Below are 22873 nucleotides of genomic sequence, written 5' to 3'. Positions count from 1 at the left end.
TGATCAGAACAACGTGTAGACGAAAGGTGCAATCGCCGAGCCTTGGCTCAACACGATCAATCCACCAAACACACCCAAAACGATCAGAATGGGCAACAGCCAGAATTTCTTTCTGACTTTCATAAATGACCAGAGCTCGGATACGAATGTCACGCCTGGTACTCCCTTGTTAAAATTGCTGTTTCATGCTGCCGGGCTGCTCTTCACGAACAATCCAGTAGCTATCTGATGAACTGTCCAGTTTCTGTGACAGCAGGTCTTTTCCCAACAGGCGCGTAACCAGCCCAAACGGGACAAACGTAGTGATAAACACCAAAAACATAACGATTGGGGCCACAATCGCACCCAAAAGCATGCCGAGTTTGAACCAAAGCCGGTTCGGCACCTTCAGAGTAGCGGGTGCAAAAACTGTCAAAGCCAGAATAACCCCAGCGATAACCATTGGGATCAGGCGCACCGACCCTCCGCCCCACAAGGGCCAAAGAGCGATAATTAAGAAGACAGCGGTGAAGACGTAACCAAAGCCCCGTTCGGACCCGATTTCGACTTCTACCTTCGCGTGATGATCAGACATTGAACACAACCAAAATAACCAAACAAAAAACCTGCGCAAAGAATAACACTACTGGTTGCCGAAACAAGCCTTTTGCAAGCTCACACCATCATTCTTGCGATGAATGCCATCTTGCATCGCCTGATGGCTAAATACTTGAAGCGTGACAAAAACCCGTTGCAGCACCATGCAGATTCACATCAGATACCCCCATGACCCCGCCTACATTCACAACTGACCTGGATACGGATCAGGTTCACCTGCAGATATCGGGTGATCTTCACACCCAATCGCTGGATATGGTTGAGCGTGAATTCGCGAATTTCCATCCCAACGGCGGAACGGTCATAGTTGATTTGACAGGCGTTAAGGCACTCGACACTGGCGGGGCTTGGCTGATTGCCAGCCTTGTCCGCAAGGTGAAGTCCAGCGGCGGGCAGGTCGAGCTGCACGGTGCAACCGCCGCGCATTCCGCGCTGATCGAAACGGTTTCCCGCAACATGCCGGACGAATCCGCCCCTGATCCCGGAAAGCCAGATTTTCTGGATTGGGTGGCACGTGTCGGCGAGCGTACAGTTGGTGGCTGGAAAGACAGCTTGTCGTTGCTTGAGTTTCTGGGCCTGACGCTACATCGGCTGGTCCGCACAATCTTGATGCCGCGGCGTCTGCGGCGGGCTGCGCTGGTATCGCAGATGGAAGAAACCGGTTTGAAAGCGATTCCGATCGTTGCCCTTATGGGTTTTCTGATCGGCGTTGTACTAGCATTTCAGGGGGCCACGCAGCTCAAACAGTTCGGGGCCGAGATATTCGTGGTCGAATTGATCTCGATCTCTGTGCTCCGTGAGCTGGGCATTTTGTTGACGGCAATCATTGTTGCGGGTCGCTCGGGATCTGCCTTTACAGCTTCCATCGGCTCGATGAAGGTGCAAGAAGAAATAGATGCCATGCGGACGCTGGGCCTGGATCCGATCGAGGTTCTGGTCATTCCACGCGTTGTGGCGTTGCTGATCATGCTGCCAATCCTAGGGTTCATCGCCGATATCGCCGCCTTGATTGGCGGCGGACTTATGAGCTGGATCGACCTTGGAGTCAGCCCCGGAATGTTCGTGACCCGCCTCAAGGAAAACACCGGCATCTGGCAATTTGCCATCGGTATGATCAAGGCACCTTTCTTTGCGCTGGTCATCGGTATCATCGCCTGTTGGCAGGCCTTACAGGTTAAAGGATCGGCACAAAGTGTTGGGCAAAGAACCACCGCGTCCGTGGTCCAGGCGATCTTCTTGGTGATCGCACTGGATGCCATGTTCTCGATCTTTTTCTCGGTACTGGGGGTCTGAAATGGACGGTGTAACCCGCGAACAGATGCCGATTGGCGACACCCAGCGCGAGGCGGTGATACGGGTCCGCAATCTGACCAACCGGTTCGGACCGCAGATCGTGCACCAGGATCTGAATTTGGATGTCTGGCGGGGCGAAGTACTGGGCATTGTCGGCGGCTCGGGCACGGGCAAATCCGTCTTGCTCCGCACCATCGTCGGCCTGAACAAGCCGACTGCGGGAAGCATCGAAGTTCTGGGCGTCGACGTCCTGAACGGCCCCGAACAAGAGAGGCGGCGCATCGAACGCCGCTGGGGCGTCGCCTTTCAGGACGGCGCGCTTTTCTCGTCGCTCACCGTGTTGCAGAATGTCGTAGCCCCTCTGCGCGAGCATACAGGAATAAGTGAAAGCCTTATGTCGGCGCTTGGCGGGCTGAAAATCAGCTTGGTCGGATTGCCGCAGCTGAGCTGTGGAAAATTCCCGTCCGAACTGTCGGGCGGGATGCGCAAACGTGCCGCTTTGGCGCGCGCGCTGGCGCTGGACCCTGAGATCGTATTTCTTGATGAACCAACGGCCGGTTTGGATCCCATCGGCGCCGCTGCTTATGACGACCTGATTGGCGAGCTTCAGCAAGCGCTGGGTCTGACTGTGTTTATGGTCACGCATGATCTGGATAGCCTTTATGCGATTTGCAACAGGATCGCAGTTCTTGCAGAAAAACGTGTTCTGGTTGATGGTCCGATTGAAGAGATGACCAAAGTCGATCATCCTTGGGTCCAAGAATATTTCACCGGCCCCCGGGCGCGCGCAGCACAAAAAAAGGGTCAGGACAGGTAACACCCATGGAAACCCGAGCAAATTATATCCTGATCGGTGCATTCACCCTGGCTGGAATACTGGGTGCGTTTGGCTTTTTTCTATGGCTGGCCAAATTCGAGGTTTCCCGGCAATACGCCTATTACAATGTACTGTTCGACAATGTTTCCGGCCTGTCTGCGGCAGGTGGCGTCAGTTACAACGGACTGCCAGTCGGGCAGGTAATCTCCCTTAACTTGGATGACGAGCACCCATCCAAAGTGCGCGTCCGCATTGAAGTAGACGCAAGTATCCCGGTGACCGAGGATACCGTCGCCCAGTTACAATCGCTTGGGGTCACTGGGGTCAGCTATGTGGAACTGACCGGAGGCTCGGCCTCGGCCAAGCGTTTAGAACAGGACAGCCTGATCAAAAGCAAACGCAGCACCATCCAGTCCTTGTTCGAAGGTGCCCCTAAACTGTTGGAAAAGGCGATTACGCTGATCGAGGATATCGACAAGGTGGTGGATGACAAGAACCGCCAGCAAGTATCTCAGATTCTGGAAAACGTATCTTCGGCCACCGGAAGGCTGGACAAAACCCTTGCAGATTTCGAAAACTTGTCCTCAGATTTGGGTGGCGCAGCGAAAGAAATTTCAGCCTTCTCAAAACGCCTCGAAAAATTGGCAGACACCGCAGAAACAACGCTGGAAGCCGGAACAAATTCATTAAATAGCCTCAAAACCGCATCCGACACGGCTGTATCGGCCCTAGACAGCGCAAAAGATACTTTTGACGCAGCAGATCGCATCATGCAGCAGGATCTGCATCCCTTCATCGAACGGGCCTCGACCCTGGCAGACCACCTTACGGTCCTGACCGAAGATGGGCGCGTCGCCCTGGCCACGGTTTCCGAGACTTTCGTGAACGCAAACAAAACGCTCGGCTCCGTCACTGGTGCGATGGAAACAGCAAAGGGCACTTTGACCTCAGCTGAACGCGCATTTGACTCGGCCAATGAGGTGATCAACAAAGATATCGGCGTCGTCATGGATGATGTCCGCAATGCCGCCAACCAAGTGGCGTCCACGGTGACGAAAGTGACAGACAGGCTTGATGATATTTCAGCCGACATCCTCAGCGCGTCCAAATCGGCCTCGGAACTTTTGGGAACGATCGACGGCATCGTTCAGGACAATCGCCGTCAACTGTCCGATTTCATGCGGGTTGGCCTGCCACAATTCACGCGTTTCATAGAAGAATCCCAACGACTGGTGATCAGCCTCGATCGTCTGGTGGACAAAGTTGAACGCGACCCCGCCCGTTTCCTTCTTGGGACCCAAGCATCGGAGTATCGTCAATGATCAGGCATTTGATTATGACCGCAGTTTTGGCGTCTTTGGGGGCGTGTACTGGACTGGAAACGCTGCGGCAGGCCTCAGAACCCAATGATCTCTATCTGCTGACACCCAAAAGCACGTTTTCTTCTTCGCTGCCACGCATCCAGAAACAGATCGTGGTCCAAGAGCCAACCGCGACTGCCGCGGTAAATACCGATCAAATTGCAGTTCAGCCGACACCTTTGCAGGTTCAATATCTGCCGCGTGCCAGATGGGTGGATCGTGCGCCGCTGATCGTCCAGGCGCTTTTGGTCGAAAGCTATGAAAACAGTGGACGGGTATCCGCCGTGGGTCGTTCGACCGTGGGGCTTCGTCCGGATTATGTGATTGTTCCCGATCTACGCGAGTTTCAGGGCATTGTCGTTAACCAGGATGGTGAAAGCTCGACCGTACGCGTCGAAGTTCGCATGAATATCAAGATCGTGGACGAGTTCGACGACAAAATCATCGCTTCGAATTCGTTCCAAGAGAACATAATTGCCAAAAGCAACCAGACCGAAGATCTGGTTACTGCCTTTGACGTTGCTCTGGGTAAAACCATGCGGGATGCTGTCGAATGGAGCATTCGTAGAATTAGTGCCCATACAGCCAACAACCCTAGGTCATTCTAGTTTCTCCCAAGCCCGGACCTTACTCAGCCAGCGTCTGGGCCAGACGCATCAAGGTGACAGCTTCAGCCCGATATCCGAAAGAATCCTCACCTCGGGACAGCGTGGCCAGATCAATGGCATCCGCATAGGACCAGCCGCCAAGATATTCTCCGCCCCGGAGCAACTGACCAAATCCTGCAATCGCATAGGAAAAGCGGATGTCATCCGTGACTGTCCCTTGTCCGGGTAAGATAGGCTGCTCCATCAGATTGCTTTGATCTTCACCAGGAAGCTTGTAACGCATTTTGAAGAAACCAATTTCCGCTGAATCATCCGATATGGATTGTTCAGCATACCGCAACGGGCCGTTTCTGATCGCATCGGAACCAACTGGCGTGACCTCGTAGATTGCCGTTACGGTGTGACCTGCTCCAATATCACCAGCATCCACTTTGTCATTTGAAAAGTCCTCGCGCTGCAGGGATCGGGTTTCATAACCGATCAGTCGGTATTCAGCGATCTGTGACGGGTTGAATTCGACCTGGATTTTGACGTCGTTGGCGATGGGGAAAAGCGCCCCGGTAAGTTGATCGACCAATACCTTTTGCGCCTCAACCAGCGTATCGATATATGCCGCCTGCCCGTTTCCGTTCTGGGCCAGAGCCTGCATGGTGGTATCGTCCAGATTGCCTCGGCCAAAACCCAGAACGCTTAGGAATGTACCACTGTCGCGCTTGCGGGCGATAAAACCCTTCAGGGCATCAGGGTCTGACAGACCCACATTGAAATCGCCATCGGTGGCCAGAATTACGCGGGTCACCTCACCGTCCGCAGCCATACCTTCTGCCACTTGATAGGCTTGCTGCAACCCGGCCTGCCCCGCTGTCGAGCCACCGGCTTCGAGCCTGTCGAGGGCTGAGAGAATGGTCGTCTTTTCGGCTGCCGCGGTCGGTGGCAAAACCTGCCCGGCACTTCCCGCATAGGTGACGATCGAAACCTGATCTTCCGGACTGAGTTCAGACAGCATCAACCTGAAAGACTGTTTCAGCAGCGGCAATTTGTTAGCATCCTGCATTGAGCCCGATGTGTCGATCAGGAAAACCAGGTTCAATGGAGGACGGTCTTCGATCTGGGGCATGACCCCTTGGATGCCGACATGAACAAGCTGCGTCCCCTCATTCCAAGGCGTCGGTGTCACGGTGATCGTAGAACGGAACGGTTCCGCCCCATCAGGCGCCGGGTAGGAATAGGGGAAATAGTTCACCATCTCTTCAACCCGCACCGCATCCTTGGGCGGCAGATGGTCATTCATCAAAGACGACCGAACAATGGCGTAAGAGGCGGTATCTACATCAATCGAAAAAGTCGAAACCGGTTCGTCCGTCGTGATCTTCAGCGAGTTGCTGTCCGCGTTGGCGAAAGTTTCGGTATTCTGTTCCGGCGAGGGAACAGTCTCATGTTGAAGGTCAAATTTCCCGACCGCCGATGCCGGCGCGCTCTGTAAAAGGTCCGCAGCCCCCAGCTGCGCAACGGCCCCCTGCCTCTTGGCGGAAGGTGCGATTGTTTCTTCAATCACAACAGGCGCCTCAACAACTGGTTCTTCGAGATTGGCCTCGGGCATATCCGCCACCAATAGGTCAGACTCCTGCCGTGCGTCGGCGCGGTCCTCGGACCAGGGCAGTGGCGCAACAACCTCGTCGCGCGTCTGCGGCAAGATCACAATCAGAGCCACAGCAGCAACTGCGGTGGTAGCGGTCAGGACACCGCGATAAGAGAGGGCATTCAACATGGCTTTCGCTCCTTCTGTCAGGCGGGCTATGAGGCCGCGCTTGACAGTGGGACGTCGCGCAGAGGTCGATCCTTGGATATTATCGAATTTTTTTTGCGCCTGGCTCAGATTTTCAATCCGTCGCGACGCATCCGGGGTCGGCGTGGCGGCGTCCATCAGCATCTTCAGCTTGTCCAGTTCATCGGTCATTGTGCCAGTTCCTCTTGCCGCAAGGCTCGCAGCCGTTTGCGGATATCTGACATCCTCCAGGACACTGTCCCTTCGGAAACACCCAGCACCTCTGCAGCTTCTGCATGAGTCATCTCATCCTCGAGGGTCAGGGCCAGAGTGTCTTGCAAGTCCTGTGGCAGGGACCGCATGGCCCGTTGCAACCAATCGACAGCCTCGGCCGTTTCCTGCACCTCGGCCCGGCGCATCTGCTCTACATCCCCCCAGCCGTGGGCCGCCTTTGTGTGACGGGTCGCGCGACGGCGTGCATCCTCGGCTGCATTGACAACAACACGGTACAACCATGTCGTAAACCGGGCTTCGGCACGAAAACCTACGATCTTTGACGGCAAGGCGGCGCATATATCCTGCGTCAGATCTTCGGCCTGATCCGCGCGTCCTGTCAGTCGAAAAGCCAACCGAAAGACCCTGTCGTAGTGGCGTGCCAATAGCGTGGCAAACGCATCAGCGTCCCCTGCAGCAGCGGCCTTTGCCAGATTCTCATCCGATGTTTTCATGCGCATCACAATGGGTAAGACGAACCAAAAACATCAATCCTTGGCAATGCACACAAAAAAATCAGAAATGATCCGCCGATGCGCGATTCCAGTCCTCTGCATATTCATCCGGAAGCGGAGCCTTCAGCAAAGCGCCTTCTTCAAGATGCAAATAGAGTTCAGCATAAGAGCGATCTCTTTCATCTGCAGTACGCCGAAGGATGTCCGAAGGGTGAAGTTCGGAGACCTTTTCCTTGCCCATGGCGCCCAGCAGCTCGCGAAAGCTCTCTAAAGTCGCGTCGTGATAGCGATGTACCCGTTGTCTTTTTTGCGGAACATTCACAGCGCGGCCTCGGACCGGATCCTGTGTGGCCACGCCGGACGGGCATCGGTTTGTGTTGCAGTGAAGCGCCTGAATGCATCCCACTGCAAACATCATTGCCCTTGCCGCATTACACATATCGGCCCCAAGCGCGCATTTCTCGATGATGTCATAGCCTGTGGCGACTTTGCCCGAGCAAATTATGCGAATCTTATCGCGCAAACCCACACCGCGTAGACAGTTATTCACGAAAATCAACGCCTCGTTCAAAGGCATGCCCAACCGGTTGGTGAATTCTACAGGGGCCGCGCCCGTGCCGCCTTCGGCACCATCAATGGTGATGAAATCAGGCAGGATGCCTGTTTCCAGAATGGCTTTGCATATCGCTAAGAACTCGGACGGACGACCAATGCACAACTTAAACCCAATAGGTTTGCCACCCGACATCTCGCGCAGATTCTGAACGAAATTCATCAAGCCGGTAGGTCCGTCAAATGCGGAATGAATTGGCGGAGAGATCACGTCCTGATGCAGGGGAACACCGCGTATCTGCGCAATCTCTTCATCCACCTTGGCCGCAGGCAACACCCCCCCGTGCGAGGGCTTGGCCCCTTGCGACAGCTTGATTTCAATCGCCTTGACGACCTCGTTCCTGGCTCTTTCGGTGAATTTGTCTTTGTCGAACCCGCCATCCGGTGCGCGGCATCCGAAATACCCAGTGCCAATCTGCCAGATGATATCGCCACCTTCGGCCAGATGGTGCGGCGACAGACCACCCTCACCCGTATTATGCGCAAAACCTCCATCCTTTGCCCCACCATTCAATGCTCGGATTGCATTGGCGCTGAGGGCACCAAAGCTCATCGCTGAAACGTTCAGGCGCGAGGCACTATAGGGTTGGGAACATTGCGGCCCGCCCAGCATCACCCGTTCTTCGCTTTCCGGCACCTGTTTGGGCGCAAGCGAGTGATTGGCCCTGTGGTATCCAACGGTTTGGATGTCGTATTGGGTTCCAAATGCCTGGGTATCAACCTGCCCTTTGGCACGGGAATAAACCAGGCTGCGAATGATGCGATTATAGGGACGGCCGTTTTCGTTGGTTTCAACAAAATATTGCCGTATCTCTGGGCTGACGAATTCCAGCATGTACCGGAAATGCCCCAGAACCGGATAGTTGTTCAGCACGTTATGCCTTGTGGTCAGGATATCATATAGCCCGACCACCGCGTATGGGATCAGGAAAAGCAGCAGCCAATGGGCCGGGGGCCAGAAAAACCCGGCCACGATTGTCAGTGGCAGGCACACGAGGCTCAACACGTAATAGAGTCTGCGTATAATCATTCGTGCTCTCCCACTGTGGCTGTTAGCTGAGTCACCGTGGTACAAATTCGCGATTGCACGCAAGCCTTTACGCCCGAAATCACGTAAATGGTGAAACTTGTGATCCGCCATGCGCAGTTGATCCCGGCCGCGCCAATCGGTATCCCGGATGGCAGGGCAACGCGGGCAGGATCATTGGCTGTGAAAAAATCGCAAACAGCATGGGCCACGGCTCTCATGTTCTGCGCCGTTTTCACGGGTGGCGCGGCTGGGTCACTGGTCAGAGAAGCGTTGTCGCTCGGGATCTCGGGCCTGCCGATCTTGACCGAGACCTTTGGCATCAATATAGCCGCATGCTTTGTGCTTGGCTGGTTATACGCCATCCGGCACCGGGTGCATGCCCACGTCCTGCATTTGGGCGCGGTTGGGTTTTGTGGCGGGTTATCTACGTTTTCCTCATTTGTCGCGGAATTGGAACGTCTGGCCGAGGTCAGTTTCGGTTTTGCCCTCGCTGCGGCGGGTTTGGAAATTGTGGCGGGTCTGGCTGCAGCAATTTTGGGTGAAACTGTCGGGCGTCGCTTTTCAACACCGAGGTCGTCAGAATGAGCGATCTCTACCTGCACGCAATGTTTGGTTTGGGCGGCGGTTTGGGCGCGGTTCTGCGGCACTGGATCGCCATTCGAATTCGCCATGACCTGCCCGTGGCAACGCTGATCGTGAACGTCTTTGGCAGTCTGTTGCTTGGGCTTTGGGTCGGGTATCTGGGCGGACCGACGGGCGTCAGCCTGGAGGAACAGCGCCTGGTGTTCGGCTTTTGTGGCGGCTTTACCACTTTCTCCAGCTTTGCATACCAGTCCCTGGAACTGCGGCGCGAACGCACAATCGCTACGGCGGCGGGCAATATCGCGCTGAGCCTTTTGCTGTGTTGGGGCGCGCTGTGGCTTGGGCTGATGGTGATGCGCTGATCCGGTGCAGCCGGACCTACATCGGATAGGTATGCATCCGCACCGCCAGATTCCCCATTATCCAGACCGTCCCAACAATAATGATCAAAAGAACCATCGTGGAAAACAGGACTAGGTCCAGGTCCTCGCGGCTGCTGCGTCGACGGTCGATATGCAGGAAATACACCAGTTGAACAATCAGCTGCGCCAGCCCCAACAAACCGATCGACAAATAAACACCCTTGGTCTCGATCCCGAACGTAAAGGCAAGGGTAAAGACCGCCAGTGTCAGCAGCAGCGATCCGCCATAGCCAATCACATATCGGCGGCGTTCACGTCGGTGCATTTCGCTGCGCCTATCCATAGGTCAGCCCTCCGAAATAGACGATCGTGATTATGCCGATCCAGATGAGGTCGAGAAAATGCCAGAACAAGGCCAGACGAACCACCCGTGACATCAGAACGTCGGTTAGACCAAACACACGCAGCTGAATACCCAGAACGATCAACCACAGACACCCCGCAGCGACATGCAGCCCGTGCAGCGGCACAAGCCCGTAAAACGCTGACAGAAACCCGCTCCGCTGTGGAATGCCACCCTTTTCCGCCATAGCCAGAAAGTCACGTATCTCAAGTACCAGAAAGCTGAGGCCCAGAACCAGAGTTACCGCGAACCAAAGCACGATACGGGGCCGTGGCAGGTTGTATTTCAACGCCAGCATCGCAAGGCCCACTGTAAGGCTGCTGGTCAACAGGATCAGAGTCTGGGCAAAAATGCTAGTCAGGTCGAACAGTTCATGCGGACCGGGCCCACCCGCCTGCGCGTCGATCATGGTGATATAGATCGCGAACATGAGGCCGAAATAGACCAGATCGCTCATCAGAAAGACCCAGAACCCAAAGGTGACCACTTCGCTGGCCTTGTCGGCACCCGGATGCCGTAGGCCCAAGTTTAGGCCCGGATAGCTGTGTGTCGGCGCGCGTTTCATGTAGTGGCCTCCAGATCGGGACGGGCAAGGCCGCGGTTCTCGGGCGCGTATTCATGATCGCGATTGACCGGAACCGATGCGCGCACGAGATCAAGCCAGGCTTCATGCTCTTTGCGGACCTGCTCGGCCGGAATAACCTCTTCGGTGTCGGATCTGAAAGTCCAGGCGATGAAGGCCGCCAACATCGCTGCGGTCGTCGCAATAGCCAGCCACCAGATCCACCAGACCAGTGCAAACATCCAGATACCGCTGAGAACGCACAGACCGAACCCGATCGCGGTATTGCGTGGCGTGAGGATATCTTCATAGGCATCAAGGGACGGATAGGCGTTGCCGCGCTCTTTTGCGGCGGCAAAATCATCCCGGTCGGTCACATGCGGAATGATTGCAAAGTTATACGGAGGCGGCGGTGCTGGAATCGACCATTCCAGCGTGCGCCCATCCCAAGGGTCGCCAACCGGCACGCGGGTTTTTTCCCGGTCTCGAATGCTGACCCACAGCTGGACAATGATCGACAGAAGCGCTGCGAGAATGACCATAGACCCAAGCACGGCGGCGATCATATAGGGGTGAAAGCTGGGATCTTCCCAACTGTAAGATCGACGCGGCATCCCCATCAGGCCGACAAAATAAAGCGGTAGGAAGGTCAACATAAACCCAACGGTCCACAACGCGACTGAGATCCGCCCCCAGCCCTCGTTCAGGCGGAACCCAAAGGCCTTGGGGAACCAATAATTGTATCCTGCAAGCAGGCCAAACAGAACGCCAGGCAGCAGGACATTGTGAAAATGCGCGACCAGGAACAGGGTGTTATGCACCTGATAATCGATGGTCGGATTGGCCAGGATGACACCCGACAGCCCTCCGATCACGAACAGCATCAGGAAGGACAACCCATAGAGCATCGGGACCGAGAACCGGATACGCCCGCGAAACAGCGTGGCCATCCAATCATAGACTTTCACGCCAGTCGGTATGGCGATCAGCATCGTGGCAATCCCAAACACCGCATTGATCAACGCGCTTTGGCCCATAGTGAAAAAGTGGTGCAGCCAGACCGTGAAGGACAGCACCGCAATCGACATCGTGGCAATGACCAGAGAATTATACCCGTACAGGCGCTTGGCCGAGAAGGTCGCAAACACCTCGGAATAGATACCATAGGCGGGCAGGACCAACAGATAGACCTCGGGGTGACCGAACAGCCAAAACAGGTTGGCATAGTTCATCATGTTGCCGCCTAGGTCATTGGTGAAAAAGTGGAAATCCAGGTACCGGTCTGCGGCCAGCATCAGCGCCGCAACACCCAGCGGCGGCATGGCAAAGACAATCAGGATCGAGCTGCAGATGATCGTCCAGCAATACATCGGCAAGCGCATGAACTGCATCCCCGGCGCGCGCATCTTGTAGATCGTAACGGCAAAGTTGATCCCGGTCAGCGTCGTGCCGATTCCCGAAACGACGATGGCCCAAATCCAATAATCCGGCCCAACGCCGGGATTGAAGGCTGCACCGGTAAAGGGAGGGTAGGCCGTCCAGCCCCCGGTCGAGAACTCTCCGACCACCAGGGAAACCATCAGCATCATGCCCGAGGACACGGTCAGGCCTAGGCTGATCTGGTTCATCACCGGGAATGCCACGTCGCGGGCGCCGATCATCAGCGGGATCAGGAAATTGGCGGCGCCGAACACAAACGGAACGGCCACAAAGAAGATCATGATCGTGCCATGGGTACTGAAAAGCTCGGCGAAATGCTCGGCTTCCAGAAAGCCTTCGCCCGGGCCAGCGGCTTGCTGGGCGCGCATGACAACGCCTTCCAGAACCCCCCGCGCCAGCATCACGATGGCAAAGACGATATACATGATGCCGATCTTCTTGTGGTCGGCGCTGGTCAGCCAGTCACGCCACAGCGGCCCCCACAGACGAAACCATGTCAGCAGCCCCACAACGGCAATGACACCTACAATCACAATCCCAGCCGCGGCATTTGCCACGATCTCATTCGCGTTGGGCGACTGGATCAACCCGGTGATCGGAAAAGCATCCCAGTTTAGACGGCCGAAAAAACCAGTCTCGACATCGGTCATTGTGTTTTCTCCTGACCATATTCGGCAGTGCCCGGTTGCTGATCGGCAGGCAAGGGTGTTGCCCCGTGATAGCGGTGCAGGATCGACTGAAACAGATCACCATCGGCTAGCGTGAAATACAGCGCATCAGTCGGCATCTGATCAGTGCCCAACATGGCCTGCACCTCGTCCCGGTCCGTTCGCATGGCAAGCGTTCGGTATGTTTCAGCGCTCAACGGAACCCCGTTTGCCTGGACATTCTCGGCCCATTCATTGAACTCCTGAGGCGCCATGGCAATGGCTTTGAATTTCTGCTTGGTAAAGCCACGCCCGTTATATTGCGTGTTCTCGCCCTGCATAGTTTCGGGCCTATCGGCGACAAGGTGCAGTTTGGTCGTCATCCCCGGCATGGCATAAATCTGTCCGGCCAGCGCCGGGATCATAAAGGACTGCATCACCGTATCCGTTGTCAGTGTGACAGCCACCTGTTGGTTGACCGGGAGCCCCATCTCACCGACGCTGGCGATGCCAAGATCGGGGTAGATGAACAGCCACTTCCAGTCGAGACCAACAACCTGCACTTTCAGCGCCGGTTCTTCTCCGAATGAGGTCTCGTAAGGGTCCAGCCGGTGGGTTGCTTTCCACAAATAGAATGAAAGGATGGCCACAATAACAACCGGGATACCCCACATGAGAAACTCCAACCGGGCGGAAAAATCCCATTCCGGTCGATAGTCTGCCTGCCCCTCCTTTCGCCTTCGATACCGTATGGCAATCAAAGGCACCAGGATCAGAACCGGAACAACTGCGACCAGTATCAGAACAGTTGCACGTAAAAGGTGGCTTTTCTGAAGGGCGGCGACGGGTCCCTGAGGGTCCAAGAAATTGTTGCTGGCTTCGGCAACCGGCACAAAGCCAAGACCTGCGATAGCGGCAGACAGGACAACCAAGGATGCAAAAGACGGTCTGGAATATGTCACGCCTGTTCATCCTCATTTCAAAATTGATTGGGACAACTATCGGCAGAGTCCTGAATTTTCACAAGGATTTTTACGCAGCTCTGCCAGTTTCCCGAGATTTGATCTTGCCACCCCGATCACAGCGGCAGAAACGCCATTCTGGTAGGTTGACTTAAAGCAGATCGCAGGTGAGATCATAGGATAATGCGTTGGTTAATCCTTACTCTTGGACTTTGCTACCTGTCGACAAGTGCGACAGCACAGGATCGTGCGGCGATCGAGGCTCAGTTTCAGTCATGGCTGAAACACACGGTCTGGGCGCGGGCGAAATCCGAGGGTATTTCAAAGCGCACGATGAACAGGGCCTTCAACGGCGTCACGCTGAACTGGAAACTGCCAGATCTGGTGCCTCCGGGCACGGCAAAAGCAGTTCCCAAACAGCAAAAACAGGCCGAGTTCGGATCACCGGGCCGCTATTTCAACGCTGGTTCGGTTCAGGGGGCCACTTCTGTCGGACGCAAGATGGCCCGGCGCTATCACACGACACTGAAACAGGTAGAATCCGATACCGGTGTACCAGCGCGCGTCATTCTGGCGATCTGGGGCCGCGAAAGCGGATATGGGCAGGTGGCTATCCGGCATAATGCGTTTCAGGTTCTGGGCACCAAAGGTTTCATGAGCACCCGCTCAGAATATTTCACGTCAGAGCTTATCGCCGCGCTCAAGATTGCCGAGGCTGGCCACATACCGCCGGATCAAATGAAAAGCAGTTGGGCCGGTGCGCTTGGGCAACCGCAGTTCATGCCATCGAACTACCTGACTTATGCGGCCGATGGAAATGGCGACGGGCGCGCGGATATCTGGACCTCGGCCGAGGACACAATTTCATCGATCGGAAACTACCTCGACCAACATGGCTGGGTCTCGGGTCGTGATTGGGGGTTCGAAGTAACTGTCCCGTCTTCGGTTTCCTGCACCCTTGAAGGGCCGGATCAGGGCCGTCCTATTCGCGACTGGGCCGGGTTAGGGATCACCCGTGTATCTGGCAAGCCGTTTCCAAAACAAGAAATGCAGGGGCAAGGGTTTTTGATGATGCCCGCCGGGCGCAATGGCCCGGCCTTCATTGTCACCCCCAATTTTTATGTCCTGAAAGAATACAACAAAAGCGATCTCTACGCCCTGTTCGTCGGCCATGTTGGGGATAGGATAGAATATGGCGTCCAGGATTTCCGCGGCCGGTGGGACAAAGTCGGCGGTCTTTACCGATCGGATATAGCAGCCATGCAGCGCGCATTGGAACAGATGGGCCATGACGTCGGCGGCGCTGACGGCCTGCCGGGCTTTCGAACACGCCGTTCTATCGGGCGCTGGCAAGAGGCCACCAATCAGTCCGCCACATGCTTTCCTCAGACCCATATGGTCCGAGCACTGACCCAATAGCGATTCGCGCCAATTTTTGGAAAGCCGCAAAAGCGGACCTTGCGTCAACGCTCAACCGCTTACTCAAGAGCTTCACAAAAATGTCAAGAAACCATCGCGTATCATTATAATATTTCCATTCTCCCGTGGAATTTTTTAGATTTCGGCCGCACCTGGCCATTTTGCACGCAAAGGCTTTAACCTTTTTTGAAATAGTGCCACGTTCTGCATCAGTGAAAGGCGACTTTCGCAACTACGTTTCCGACAGCAAACCGAAAGACTGCGACGCGGTGTTCATTGCGATCTGAAAAAGCAAAATTCGAACAAGTCCCGGTCTATCTGAGTCGGACAATCATGGTGGTCAGCGACCATCCTGAACGGATGTGCGTACCTTGCCACCACACAAATGGGAGTAGAAAGATATGAACAAATACATTCGGACATCTCTGGCGGGGCTACTGACCTCGACCATGATCACCGGCGCTGCATTTGCCGCCGGCACCCATCCCGAAACCGGCGAGGCGCTGGCGGATGATCAAACCTTCACCTATCGCGTTCTGGATGAGCACAGTTCGGTTGACCCGCAGGTTGTTGAAGACGTTACCGGTGCGGAAATTGTCCGCGACCTGTTCGAAGGCCTGATGAACCAGGACGAAGACGGCAATTTGGTGCCCGGCGTCGCAACCGGCTATACCACAAACGATACCAAGGACGTTTACACATTTACACTGCGTGATAACGCCAAATGGTCCAATGGTGATCCGGTCACGGCAGGCGATTTCGTCTTTGCATGGAAACGTGCCGTCGATCCCGCTCTGTCCTCGCCCTATGCGTGGTTCATGGAACTGATGTCGATCGAAAATGCGGCCGAAATCATTGCTGGTGAGAAGCCGGTGGACGAACTGGGCGTAACCGCCATCGACGACCACACACTTGAGGTTAAGCTGAGCGCAGCACTGCCTTATTTCGCGCAAATGACCACCCATTCCACCACCTTCCCTGCCCCGCAGAAGGTGATCGAAGAGTTCGGCGACGCCTGGACTAAGCCGGAAAACATCGTCTCGAACGGCGCCTATGTTCTGACCGAACACCTGCCACAGGAGCGCTCGGTCCGTGAGCGCAACGAGATGTATTGGGATAACGACAATACGATTGTCGAAAAAGTCGTAGCCCTTGTCATCAACGACGAAAACGTAGCCCTGACCCGTTACCTTGCAGGCGAGCTGGACCGAACCGAAGTACCTGCTGGTCAGTTCCCGCGCCTACAGAAAGAGCACCCCGAAGAGGCCATCAGCTTCCCGCGCCTGTGCAACTATTACTATACATTCAACCTGTCTGACAGCGGACCGGAAGAATTCAAGAACCCAAATGTACGTCAAGCCCTGTCTCTTGCAGTTGACCGCGACATCATCACCAAGAACGTTAAAGCCGGTGGTGAGCCGCCCGCATATACGTTCGCACCCGAAGCAACCGCTGGGTTCACCGTCCCTGAAGTCGAAATGGCTTCGATGACGCAAGCCGAGCGTGACGAGCTGGCCAAGGAGCTGCTGGCCGAGGCCGGATTTGGCCCCGACAACCCGCTGAGCTTTGACATGGTCTACAACACATCAGAGGCCCATAAAAAAGTCGCAGTGGCACTGAGCCAGATGTGGAAACAGAAACTGGGCGTACAGGTCGAGTTGGCCAATATGGAATGGAAAGTGTTCCTGGAAGAGCGCGGCAACCAGAACTTCGATCTGGCCCGTGGCGCCTGGTGTGGCGACTACAACGAAGCCTCGACCTTCCTGGACCTGTTGCAATCGGATTCCGGCTATAACGACGGCAAGTACAACAACTCCAAGGTTGACGAATTGCTGACCCAGGCCAAGACAGCAGATGACGCAGCACCACTGTATACCGAGGTTGAGCGGATCATTGCACAAGAGACTCCGGTTATCCCGATCTATCACTATGCTGGCGTCTACATGATGGACAGCGATGTCGGCAACTGGCCGGTCAAGAACGTAGAGCAGAACTGGTACTCCAAGAACCTCTACAAGATCGCCGAATAACCTTCCTTAGACCACGCTTTGCCCCGAGGATCACCCCGGGGCAAAGCCAATAATGGGGGCATGAAATGCTTGCCTATATCATCCGGCGATTGCTGATCGCCGTTCCAACGATCCTGTTGCTGATCGTTGCCTGTTTCTTTCTGATGCACTACGCGCCCGGCGGGCCGTTTACCTCGGAACGGCCATTGCCGCCGCAGGTACTGGCCAATATCGAGGCGCGCTATGGTCTGGACCAACCGCTGTGGAAACAGCTTTGGGACTATCTGTACAACATTGTCGTCCATTTCGATTTCGGCCCGTCCTTCAAGTTCAAGGACCGGGACGTCAATGATATCATTTCGCAAGGCTTCCCGATCTCGCTGACTTACGGGTCATTGTCATTCCTGCTGGCGAGTGTCGTAGGTATTGGCCTTGGGATCGCCGCAGCCATCCGACACAACAGCTGGATCGACTATTTTGCCGTAGGTCTGGGTATCGCTGCGCAGGCTCTGCCGAACTTCATCATGGGCCCGATCCTGATCCTGACCTTCACTTTGTGGCTGGGATGGTTGCCGGGTGGTGGCTGGAACGGCGGTCAGTGGCAATACCTGATCATGCCTGTCATCGCATTGGCCACCTCCTATATGGGGTCGATCGCGCGGATTACCCGTTCGTCGATGCTGGAAGTTCTGAACTCGAACTTCATCCGCACGGCCCGGGCCAAGGGTTTGCCTACCAGGACCGTAATCTGGCGCCATGCGTTGAAGCCCACGCTGCTGCCGGTGGTGTCCTATTTGGGGCCGGTCTTTGTCTATGTTCTGACCGGATCGGTTTTCGTCGACATCTATTTCTCGACCGGTGGTCTGGGGCAGGCTTATGTCGGCTCGGCCCTGTCGCGTGACTATGCGGTGCTGCTGGGGGTCACGATCCTGTACGGCACGCTGACAGTGATCGTGAACCTGCTGACCGACCTGGCATATGCCTGGTTCGATCCGAAAATCCGGTACTGAGGGGCACAAAATGCTAGGAAAATCACAAAAAGCCGCCCATCTGGCCGAGGACATCACCGATTTCACGGCCGTTCAGGGGCGTTCCCTTTGGCAGGATGCGCGGATGCGGTTTGTCCGCAACAAAGCCGCAATGGCGAGCGTATTCATATTGCTGATGATCGTTCTGTTCACAATCTTCGGCCCCTATTTCGCCGTTTGGAGCAATGAGGAAATCGATTGGAACGTTATGGGTGACATCCGTGGCATGGGAATGCCGTCGATCGAGACCGGGCACTTCTTTGGCGTCGACGATCTGGGTCGCGACCTTTACAGCCGGGTCATTCAGGCCACAACAACATCGTTGTTGGTGGGGCTCGTCGGGGCGGCCACCGCGTTGATTGTTGGCACCTGCTATGGCATCGCCGCCGGGTATATTGGCGGGCGCCTTGACGGCGCGATGATGCGGTTCGTCGATATCCTTCTGGCCATTCCGACGACTCTGATCATCATTCTGTTGCTTGTGGTGGCCGGTCGGTCGTTCTTTACCCTGTTCATCGCGTTGGGCGCGGTTGGTTGGTTGACCATGTCACGGATCGTCAGAGGGCAGACTCTGGCCCTGAAAAACCGCGAATTCATCGAGGCCGCGCGTGCCGCCGGTGTCAGCGAATTCACCATCATGTATCGCCATATCCTGCCCAACCTGCTGGGCGTGGTAATCGTCTATGCTTCGCTTCTGGTGCCCGAGATGATCCTGACCGAAAGCTTTATCTCGTTCCTCGGACTTGGCATCTCGGAGCCCTATACCTCGCTAGGCCGTCTGATCGCTGAAGGGGCAGGCACAATGGGGTACGGAACCCTCTGGCAGCTGATGTTCCCTCTGACATTCTATGTCGCCATTATCATCACGATGTTCTTCATCGGCGATGGGCTGCGTGACGCTCTGGACCCAAAGGATCGCTGATATGAGCTTGTTCTCTGTTAAGGACCTAAGCGTCCAGTTCGACACCCCCGATGGTGTGGTCGAGGCCGTCAAAGGCATCAGCTTTGACATTAATCCGGGCGAATGCCTTGGTATTGTGGGCGAAAGCGGGTCCGGTAAAAGCCAAACTTTCATGGCCGCGATGGGGCTGTTGCCTTCAGCGGGTCGTGCAATCGGTTCGGCCACGCTGAACGGCAAGGAAATCCTGAATCTGCCTATCAACAAGCTGAACCAGATCCGGGGCGATGACGTCGGCATGATCTTTCAGGATCCGCTGACAGCCCTGACCCCGCATCTGAGGGTCGGGCAACAAATGCGTGAGGTTCTGCAGGTTCACGAAGGGTTGCAGGGTGCGGCCGCTCGGGCGCGCTGTCTGGAGTGGTTGGACCGGGTCCGCATCCCCGAGGCGAACCGTCGTCTGGATCAATACCCGCACGAATTGTCGGGGGGCATGCGCCAGCGTGTCATGATCGCCATGTCAATGTTGTGCAACCCAAAGCTGCTGATCGCCGATGAACCGACCACGGCGCTGGATGTGACGGTCCAGGCCGACATCCTGGACTTGATGGTGCACCTGCAAAAAGACGAAGGCACTGCCATTGCGCTGATCACGCATGACATGGGCGTGGTGGCACGGATGTGTGACCGCATTCAGGTCATGCGTCTGGGTCAGTTTGTTGAGGCCGGGGACACACGCGAGATCTTCCGCGCGCCGCAGCATGAATACACCCGCACCCTGCTTGAAGCGATGCCGCGCATTGATGCCGGTGACGCGCCAAAAGCTCTGGAAGAAACCGACGCACCTTTGCTTAGGGTCGATGACGTGAAAGTGCATTTCCCGATCCACGTGTCGGGCGGGTTGTTCGGGCGCAAGGTACCGCTGAAGGCCGTGGACGGCGTCAGCTTTGACATCCGCAAGGGCGAGACGCTGGGCGTTGTGGGTGAATCCGGCTGTGGCAAATCCACACTGGCGCGGGCGGTTCTGCAGCTGATCGAACCCAGCGGTGGCAATGTCAGCTGGCTGGGCCATCCGATTGTCGGGCTAAAGCGGGCCGAGCTGAACAAGTACCGCAAGGACCTGCAGATTGTGTTCCAGGATCCGCTGGCCAGCCTCGATCCGCGGATGACTATCTCGGCCTCTATCGCTGAACCGCTGAAAACCTATCGCCCGGATCTGACAGAGCGTGAGCGCAAGAAAATGGTCGGCGAAATGATGGAGCGGGTCGGCCTGCAGGCCAACATGATCAACCGCTATCCGCACGAGCTGTCCGGTGGGCAGAACCAGCGTGTCGGGATCGCGCGGGCGATGATCAACAAGCCCAAGCTGATCATTTGTGACGAGGCGGTCTCGGCTCTGGACGTGTCGATCCAGGCCCAGATCGTAGAGCTTTTGAAAGAGCTGCAGCAGGAATTCGGGCTGTCGATGATTTTCATCAGCCACGACCTGTCCGTGGTACGGACAGTGTCAAACCGGATCATGGTACTGTATCTGGGGCGCATCGTCGAATTGGGAGATGGAGAGGTGATCTGTTCGCAGCCTCTGCACCCCTATACCAAATCGCTGATCTCGGCGGTCCCGATCCCCGATCCGGATGTGGAACGGCAACGCCAGCGCCTCAAATTGCCGGGAGAGCTGCCTTCGCCGATGGACCCGAAAGCGGCGCTCAGGTTTTTGCCCAGCCGGCTATCGGCCGGTCAGAACGATTATGTTCCACAGCTCAACGAGGTCGCACCGAACCATTTCGTGGCCGAGCATGATCCGCTTGAGACAATCCTGGCGAACACTTAAATCCCCTGTCCCCGAGGCCGCATGAACAGCCTCGGGGACAGGTTCGGCTTTGCACGACTTCATGACGATTCTTGGCGTATTCTTGCCAATGAATGGGCGAAGGGCCGGATTGTACAACAAAACACCGGTAAATGACGGGTTTCAAAGGCATCAAACGGCGGTTCGTTTTGACTTCCCCTACCCCCGATGGCACCTTCCTGTCAGATTTTAGACTGCGGCCGCGATGTCATTGATTGTTCTGACTGCGCAGCCTAATAGGAAACCCCGGCCTGCCCTACGCGGTCGGGCAAGAATTGAATTTGAGAGGTAACATGGTACGCAAGGTCACCAAGGCGATTTTCCCCGTTGCGGGATTGGGCACGCGTTTTCTCCCAGCGACAAAATCCGTCCCCAAAGAGATCATGACACTGGTTGACCGTCCTTTGGTTCAATACGCAATCGACGAAGCCCGCGCCGCAGGTATTACCGAATTCATCTTTGTAACTTCGCGTGGCAAATCTGCGCTGGAAGATTACTTTGATCACAACCTCGTTCTGGAACAGGAGCTCAAGGCCAAGGGCAAGGATGACCTGCTTGAAGCGCTGAATGCAACGAATATGGAAAGCGGCGCCATCGCCTATATCCGCCAGCACAAGGCGCTTGGTCTGGGCCACGCAGTCTGGTGTGCCCGCCGTCTGATCGGCGACGAGCCATTTGCAGTAATGTTGCCTGATGACGTCATTGCTGCTGATAAACCCTGTCTGCAGCAGATGGTCGAAGCCTATGAGGAAACCGGCGGCAATATGGTCGCAACGATGGAAGTGCCAAACGAAAAAACCAGTTCCTATGGCGTTCTCGATGTAGGCGAAAACGTCGGCTCAGTGGTTCGCGCCAGAGGAATGGTTGAAAAGCCCAAGCCGGAAGAAGCCCCCTCGAACCTAGCCGTTATCGGTCGGTATATTCTGGGGCCGTCAGTGCTGTACAATCTCAACCAAAAGAAAACGGGCAGTGGCGGTGAGATTCAGCTGACCGATGCTATCGCAGAAGACATCTGTAACGGTGTGCCCGTGTTTGGCTATAAATTCGACGGCCAGCGATTTGATTGCGGCTCGAAAGCCGGGTTCCTCCAGGCAACTGTTGCCTTTGCGCTGGCCCGTAGCGATCTGCGTGATGACCTGAGCCAATATCTGAACGAGATAGTCGCCGCCGGGAAGGCCGCTCAATAGCGCCCGCAACCTTCAGCATGTCGTTTCTAAAGTGACAAAGTCCAAGAACCTTCGAGGCAAGCCGCAATGACCACCATCCATCCCATCATACTCTGCGGAGGGTCCGGCACCCGACTGTGGCCCCTGTCGCGCAAAAGTTACCCCAAGCAGTTCGTCCCTCTGATCGGTGATTCAAGCCTGCTTCAGGATTGTGCTGAACGAATGCAGGGACCCAAGGACGCGCCTTATGCCAAGCCGCTGATCCTTACCAATGATGCATTCCGTTTTGTGGTTCCGGAACAACTGGGCGCGATTGGCATAGATCCGGGCCCCATTCTGATCGAACCCGAAGGGCGCAACACAGCACCAGCGGTTCTGGCCGCCGCGTTGTATCTGGCCGCCAGCAACCCGGATGCGATCATGCTTGTCGCCCCATCGGACCATGTCATCCCGGACAAAGCTGCTTTTCATCAGGCAGTTACCGAAGGCGCGCGCGCGATTTCGGATCGTGGGGATCTCGTCACTTTCGGGATCACTCCGGACCGGCCGGAAACCGGCTATGGATATCTCAAGCTCAGCCATGCCCCAGATACGGGCAACACCGCCATTGCGCTGGACCGTTTTGTCGAAAAGCCTGATCTGCAGAATGCCCAAGCCATGATCGCCGATGGCAGCTATCTTTGGAATTCGGGGATATTTCTGTTCGCGGTCAAAGACATAATTGCTGCATTCAAA

At 55.8% G+C, this 22873-nt stretch carries 22 protein-coding genes; 13 read left to right on the top strand and 9 right to left on the bottom strand.

The genetic code is table 11. The annotated features are described in order from the left end of the window. Positions 1-3: 3 nt before the first annotated feature. Positions 4-153 carry a DUF5989 family protein gene (locus AC2FH0_RS05785; RefSeq protein ID WP_142636421.1) on the bottom strand — a complete coding sequence of 50 codons (150 nt, stop codon included), beginning with the start codon at positions 151-153 and terminating at the stop codon, positions 4-6. Between the two features lie 16 nt (positions 154-169). Beyond that, complete coding sequence (locus AC2FH0_RS05780; protein WP_496689252.1) at positions 170-574, bottom strand: SxtJ family membrane protein; 405 nt, start codon at positions 572-574, stop codon at positions 170-172. A 191-nt stretch (positions 575-765) separates the two neighbouring features. On the opposite strand from AC2FH0_RS05780, the gene AC2FH0_RS05775 reads away from it, so the two are divergent. From AC2FH0_RS05775 to AC2FH0_RS05760, 4 genes are read left to right on the top strand one after another with little or no spacing between them, the layout of a single operon-like run. Next, complete coding sequence (locus tag AC2FH0_RS05775) at positions 766-1890, top strand: MlaE family lipid ABC transporter permease subunit (protein ID WP_496691555.1); 1125 nt, start codon at positions 766-768, stop codon at positions 1888-1890. 1 nt (position 1891) lies between these two features. Further along, positions 1892-2707 (top strand): ABC transporter ATP-binding protein, encoded by an 816-nt coding sequence (locus tag AC2FH0_RS05770; RefSeq protein WP_496788791.1) that lies wholly within the window; start codon positions 1892-1894, stop codon positions 2705-2707. Positions 2708-2712: 5 nt separating this feature from the next. Next, positions 2713-4029 (top strand): MlaD family protein, encoded by a 1317-nt coding sequence (locus AC2FH0_RS05765; RefSeq protein WP_496702140.1) that lies wholly within the window; start codon positions 2713-2715, stop codon positions 4027-4029. 14 nt (positions 4030-4043) lie between these two features. Continuing rightward, on the top strand, positions 4044-4676 hold the full coding sequence (locus AC2FH0_RS05760; RefSeq protein ID WP_496691553.1) for an ABC-type transport auxiliary lipoprotein family protein: 633 nt from the start codon (positions 4044-4046) through the stop codon (positions 4674-4676). 19 nt (positions 4677-4695) lie between these two features. Here AC2FH0_RS05760 and AC2FH0_RS05755 read toward each other — a convergent pair whose 3' ends face one another. The 3 genes from AC2FH0_RS05755 to AC2FH0_RS05745 form a co-directional block, all read right to left on the bottom strand. Further along, positions 4696-6633: a vWA domain-containing protein gene (locus AC2FH0_RS05755; RefSeq protein WP_496788789.1), complete on the bottom strand. Its 1938-nt coding sequence runs from the start codon at positions 6631-6633 to the stop codon at positions 4696-4698. Next, positions 6630-7169, bottom strand: a complete 540-nt coding sequence (locus AC2FH0_RS05750; RefSeq protein WP_496691551.1) for an RNA polymerase sigma factor — start codon at positions 7167-7169, stop codon at positions 6630-6632. The genes AC2FH0_RS05755 and AC2FH0_RS05750 overlap by 4 nt, the downstream gene beginning before the upstream one ends. A gap of 61 nt (positions 7170-7230) precedes the next feature. Next, positions 7231-8811 (bottom strand): FMN-binding glutamate synthase family protein, encoded by a 1581-nt coding sequence (locus tag AC2FH0_RS05745; protein ID WP_496788788.1) that lies wholly within the window; start codon positions 8809-8811, stop codon positions 7231-7233. A gap of 87 nt (positions 8812-8898) precedes the next feature. Here AC2FH0_RS05745 and AC2FH0_RS05740 point away from each other — a divergent pair, with 87 nt between their 5' ends. Continuing rightward, a complete protein-coding gene (locus AC2FH0_RS05740; RefSeq protein WP_496788787.1) occupies positions 8899-9396 on the top strand; it encodes a fluoride efflux transporter FluC in 498 nt (165 codons plus the stop codon). Further along, the gene (locus AC2FH0_RS05735) at positions 9393-9755 is read left to right on the top strand and encodes a fluoride efflux transporter FluC (protein ID WP_496749858.1); all 363 of its coding nucleotides are present in this window, start codon (positions 9393-9395) and stop codon (positions 9753-9755) included. The genes AC2FH0_RS05740 and AC2FH0_RS05735 overlap by 4 nt, the downstream gene beginning before the upstream one ends. Before the next feature lie 16 nt (positions 9756-9771). Here AC2FH0_RS05735 and AC2FH0_RS05730 read toward each other — a convergent pair whose 3' ends face one another. From AC2FH0_RS05730 to AC2FH0_RS05715, 4 genes are read right to left on the bottom strand one after another with little or no spacing between them, the layout of a single operon-like run. Further along, complete coding sequence (locus tag AC2FH0_RS05730) at positions 9772-10080, bottom strand: cytochrome o ubiquinol oxidase subunit IV (protein WP_496788786.1); 309 nt, start codon at positions 10078-10080, stop codon at positions 9772-9774. Between the two features lie 10 nt (positions 10081-10090). Then, positions 10091-10723, bottom strand: coding sequence for a cytochrome c oxidase subunit 3 (locus tag AC2FH0_RS05725; RefSeq protein ID WP_496788784.1), 633 nt, complete (start codon positions 10721-10723; stop codon positions 10091-10093). Next, positions 10720-12810 carry a cbb3-type cytochrome c oxidase subunit I gene (locus AC2FH0_RS05720; RefSeq protein ID WP_496788782.1) on the bottom strand — a complete coding sequence of 697 codons (2091 nt, stop codon included), beginning with the start codon at positions 12808-12810 and terminating at the stop codon, positions 10720-10722. The genes AC2FH0_RS05725 and AC2FH0_RS05720 overlap by 4 nt, the downstream gene beginning before the upstream one ends. Continuing rightward, positions 12807-13769, bottom strand: a complete 963-nt coding sequence (locus AC2FH0_RS05715) for a cytochrome ubiquinol oxidase subunit II family protein (protein ID WP_496691546.1) — start codon at positions 13767-13769, stop codon at positions 12807-12809. The genes AC2FH0_RS05720 and AC2FH0_RS05715 overlap by 4 nt, the downstream gene beginning before the upstream one ends. A gap of 183 nt (positions 13770-13952) precedes the next feature. Between AC2FH0_RS05715 and AC2FH0_RS05710 the strand changes: the two genes are divergently transcribed. The 7 genes from AC2FH0_RS05710 to AC2FH0_RS05680 form a co-directional block, all read left to right on the top strand. Continuing rightward, positions 13953-15188 (top strand): lytic murein transglycosylase, encoded by a 1236-nt coding sequence (locus AC2FH0_RS05710; RefSeq protein ID WP_496788781.1) that lies wholly within the window; start codon positions 13953-13955, stop codon positions 15186-15188. A gap of 401 nt (positions 15189-15589) precedes the next feature. After that, positions 15590-17218: a peptide ABC transporter substrate-binding protein gene (locus AC2FH0_RS05705; protein ID WP_142639830.1), complete on the top strand. Its 1629-nt coding sequence runs from the start codon at positions 15590-15592 to the stop codon at positions 17216-17218. A gap of 65 nt (positions 17219-17283) precedes the next feature. After that, the gene (gene oppB / locus AC2FH0_RS05700) at positions 17284-18207 is read left to right on the top strand and encodes an oligopeptide ABC transporter permease OppB (protein ID WP_142639832.1); all 924 of its coding nucleotides are present in this window, start codon (positions 17284-17286) and stop codon (positions 18205-18207) included. Positions 18208-18217: 10 nt separating this feature from the next. Beyond that, positions 18218-19147 (top strand): ABC transporter permease subunit, encoded by a 930-nt coding sequence (locus tag AC2FH0_RS05695; RefSeq protein WP_142639834.1) that lies wholly within the window; start codon positions 18218-18220, stop codon positions 19145-19147. A gap of 1 nt (position 19148) precedes the next feature. Then, positions 19149-20954 carry an ABC transporter ATP-binding protein gene (locus tag AC2FH0_RS05690; protein WP_496691545.1) on the top strand — a complete coding sequence of 602 codons (1806 nt, stop codon included), beginning with the start codon at positions 19149-19151 and terminating at the stop codon, positions 20952-20954. A 311-nt stretch (positions 20955-21265) separates the two neighbouring features. Next, entirely contained in the window at positions 21266-22159 is an 894-nt protein-coding gene (gene galU, locus AC2FH0_RS05685) for a UTP--glucose-1-phosphate uridylyltransferase GalU (protein WP_281995135.1), read from the top strand. Between the two features lie 66 nt (positions 22160-22225). Then, a partial coding sequence (locus AC2FH0_RS05680; protein ID WP_496788780.1) for a mannose-1-phosphate guanylyltransferase occupies positions 22226-22873 on the top strand: 648 nt, incomplete at its 3' end.

It is taken from the genome of Ruegeria sp. CDSC051, from assembly GCF_059610665.1.
The sequence above is the reverse complement of the archived record's forward strand: the minus strand, read 5'-3'. Positions and strand labels throughout refer to the sequence as shown.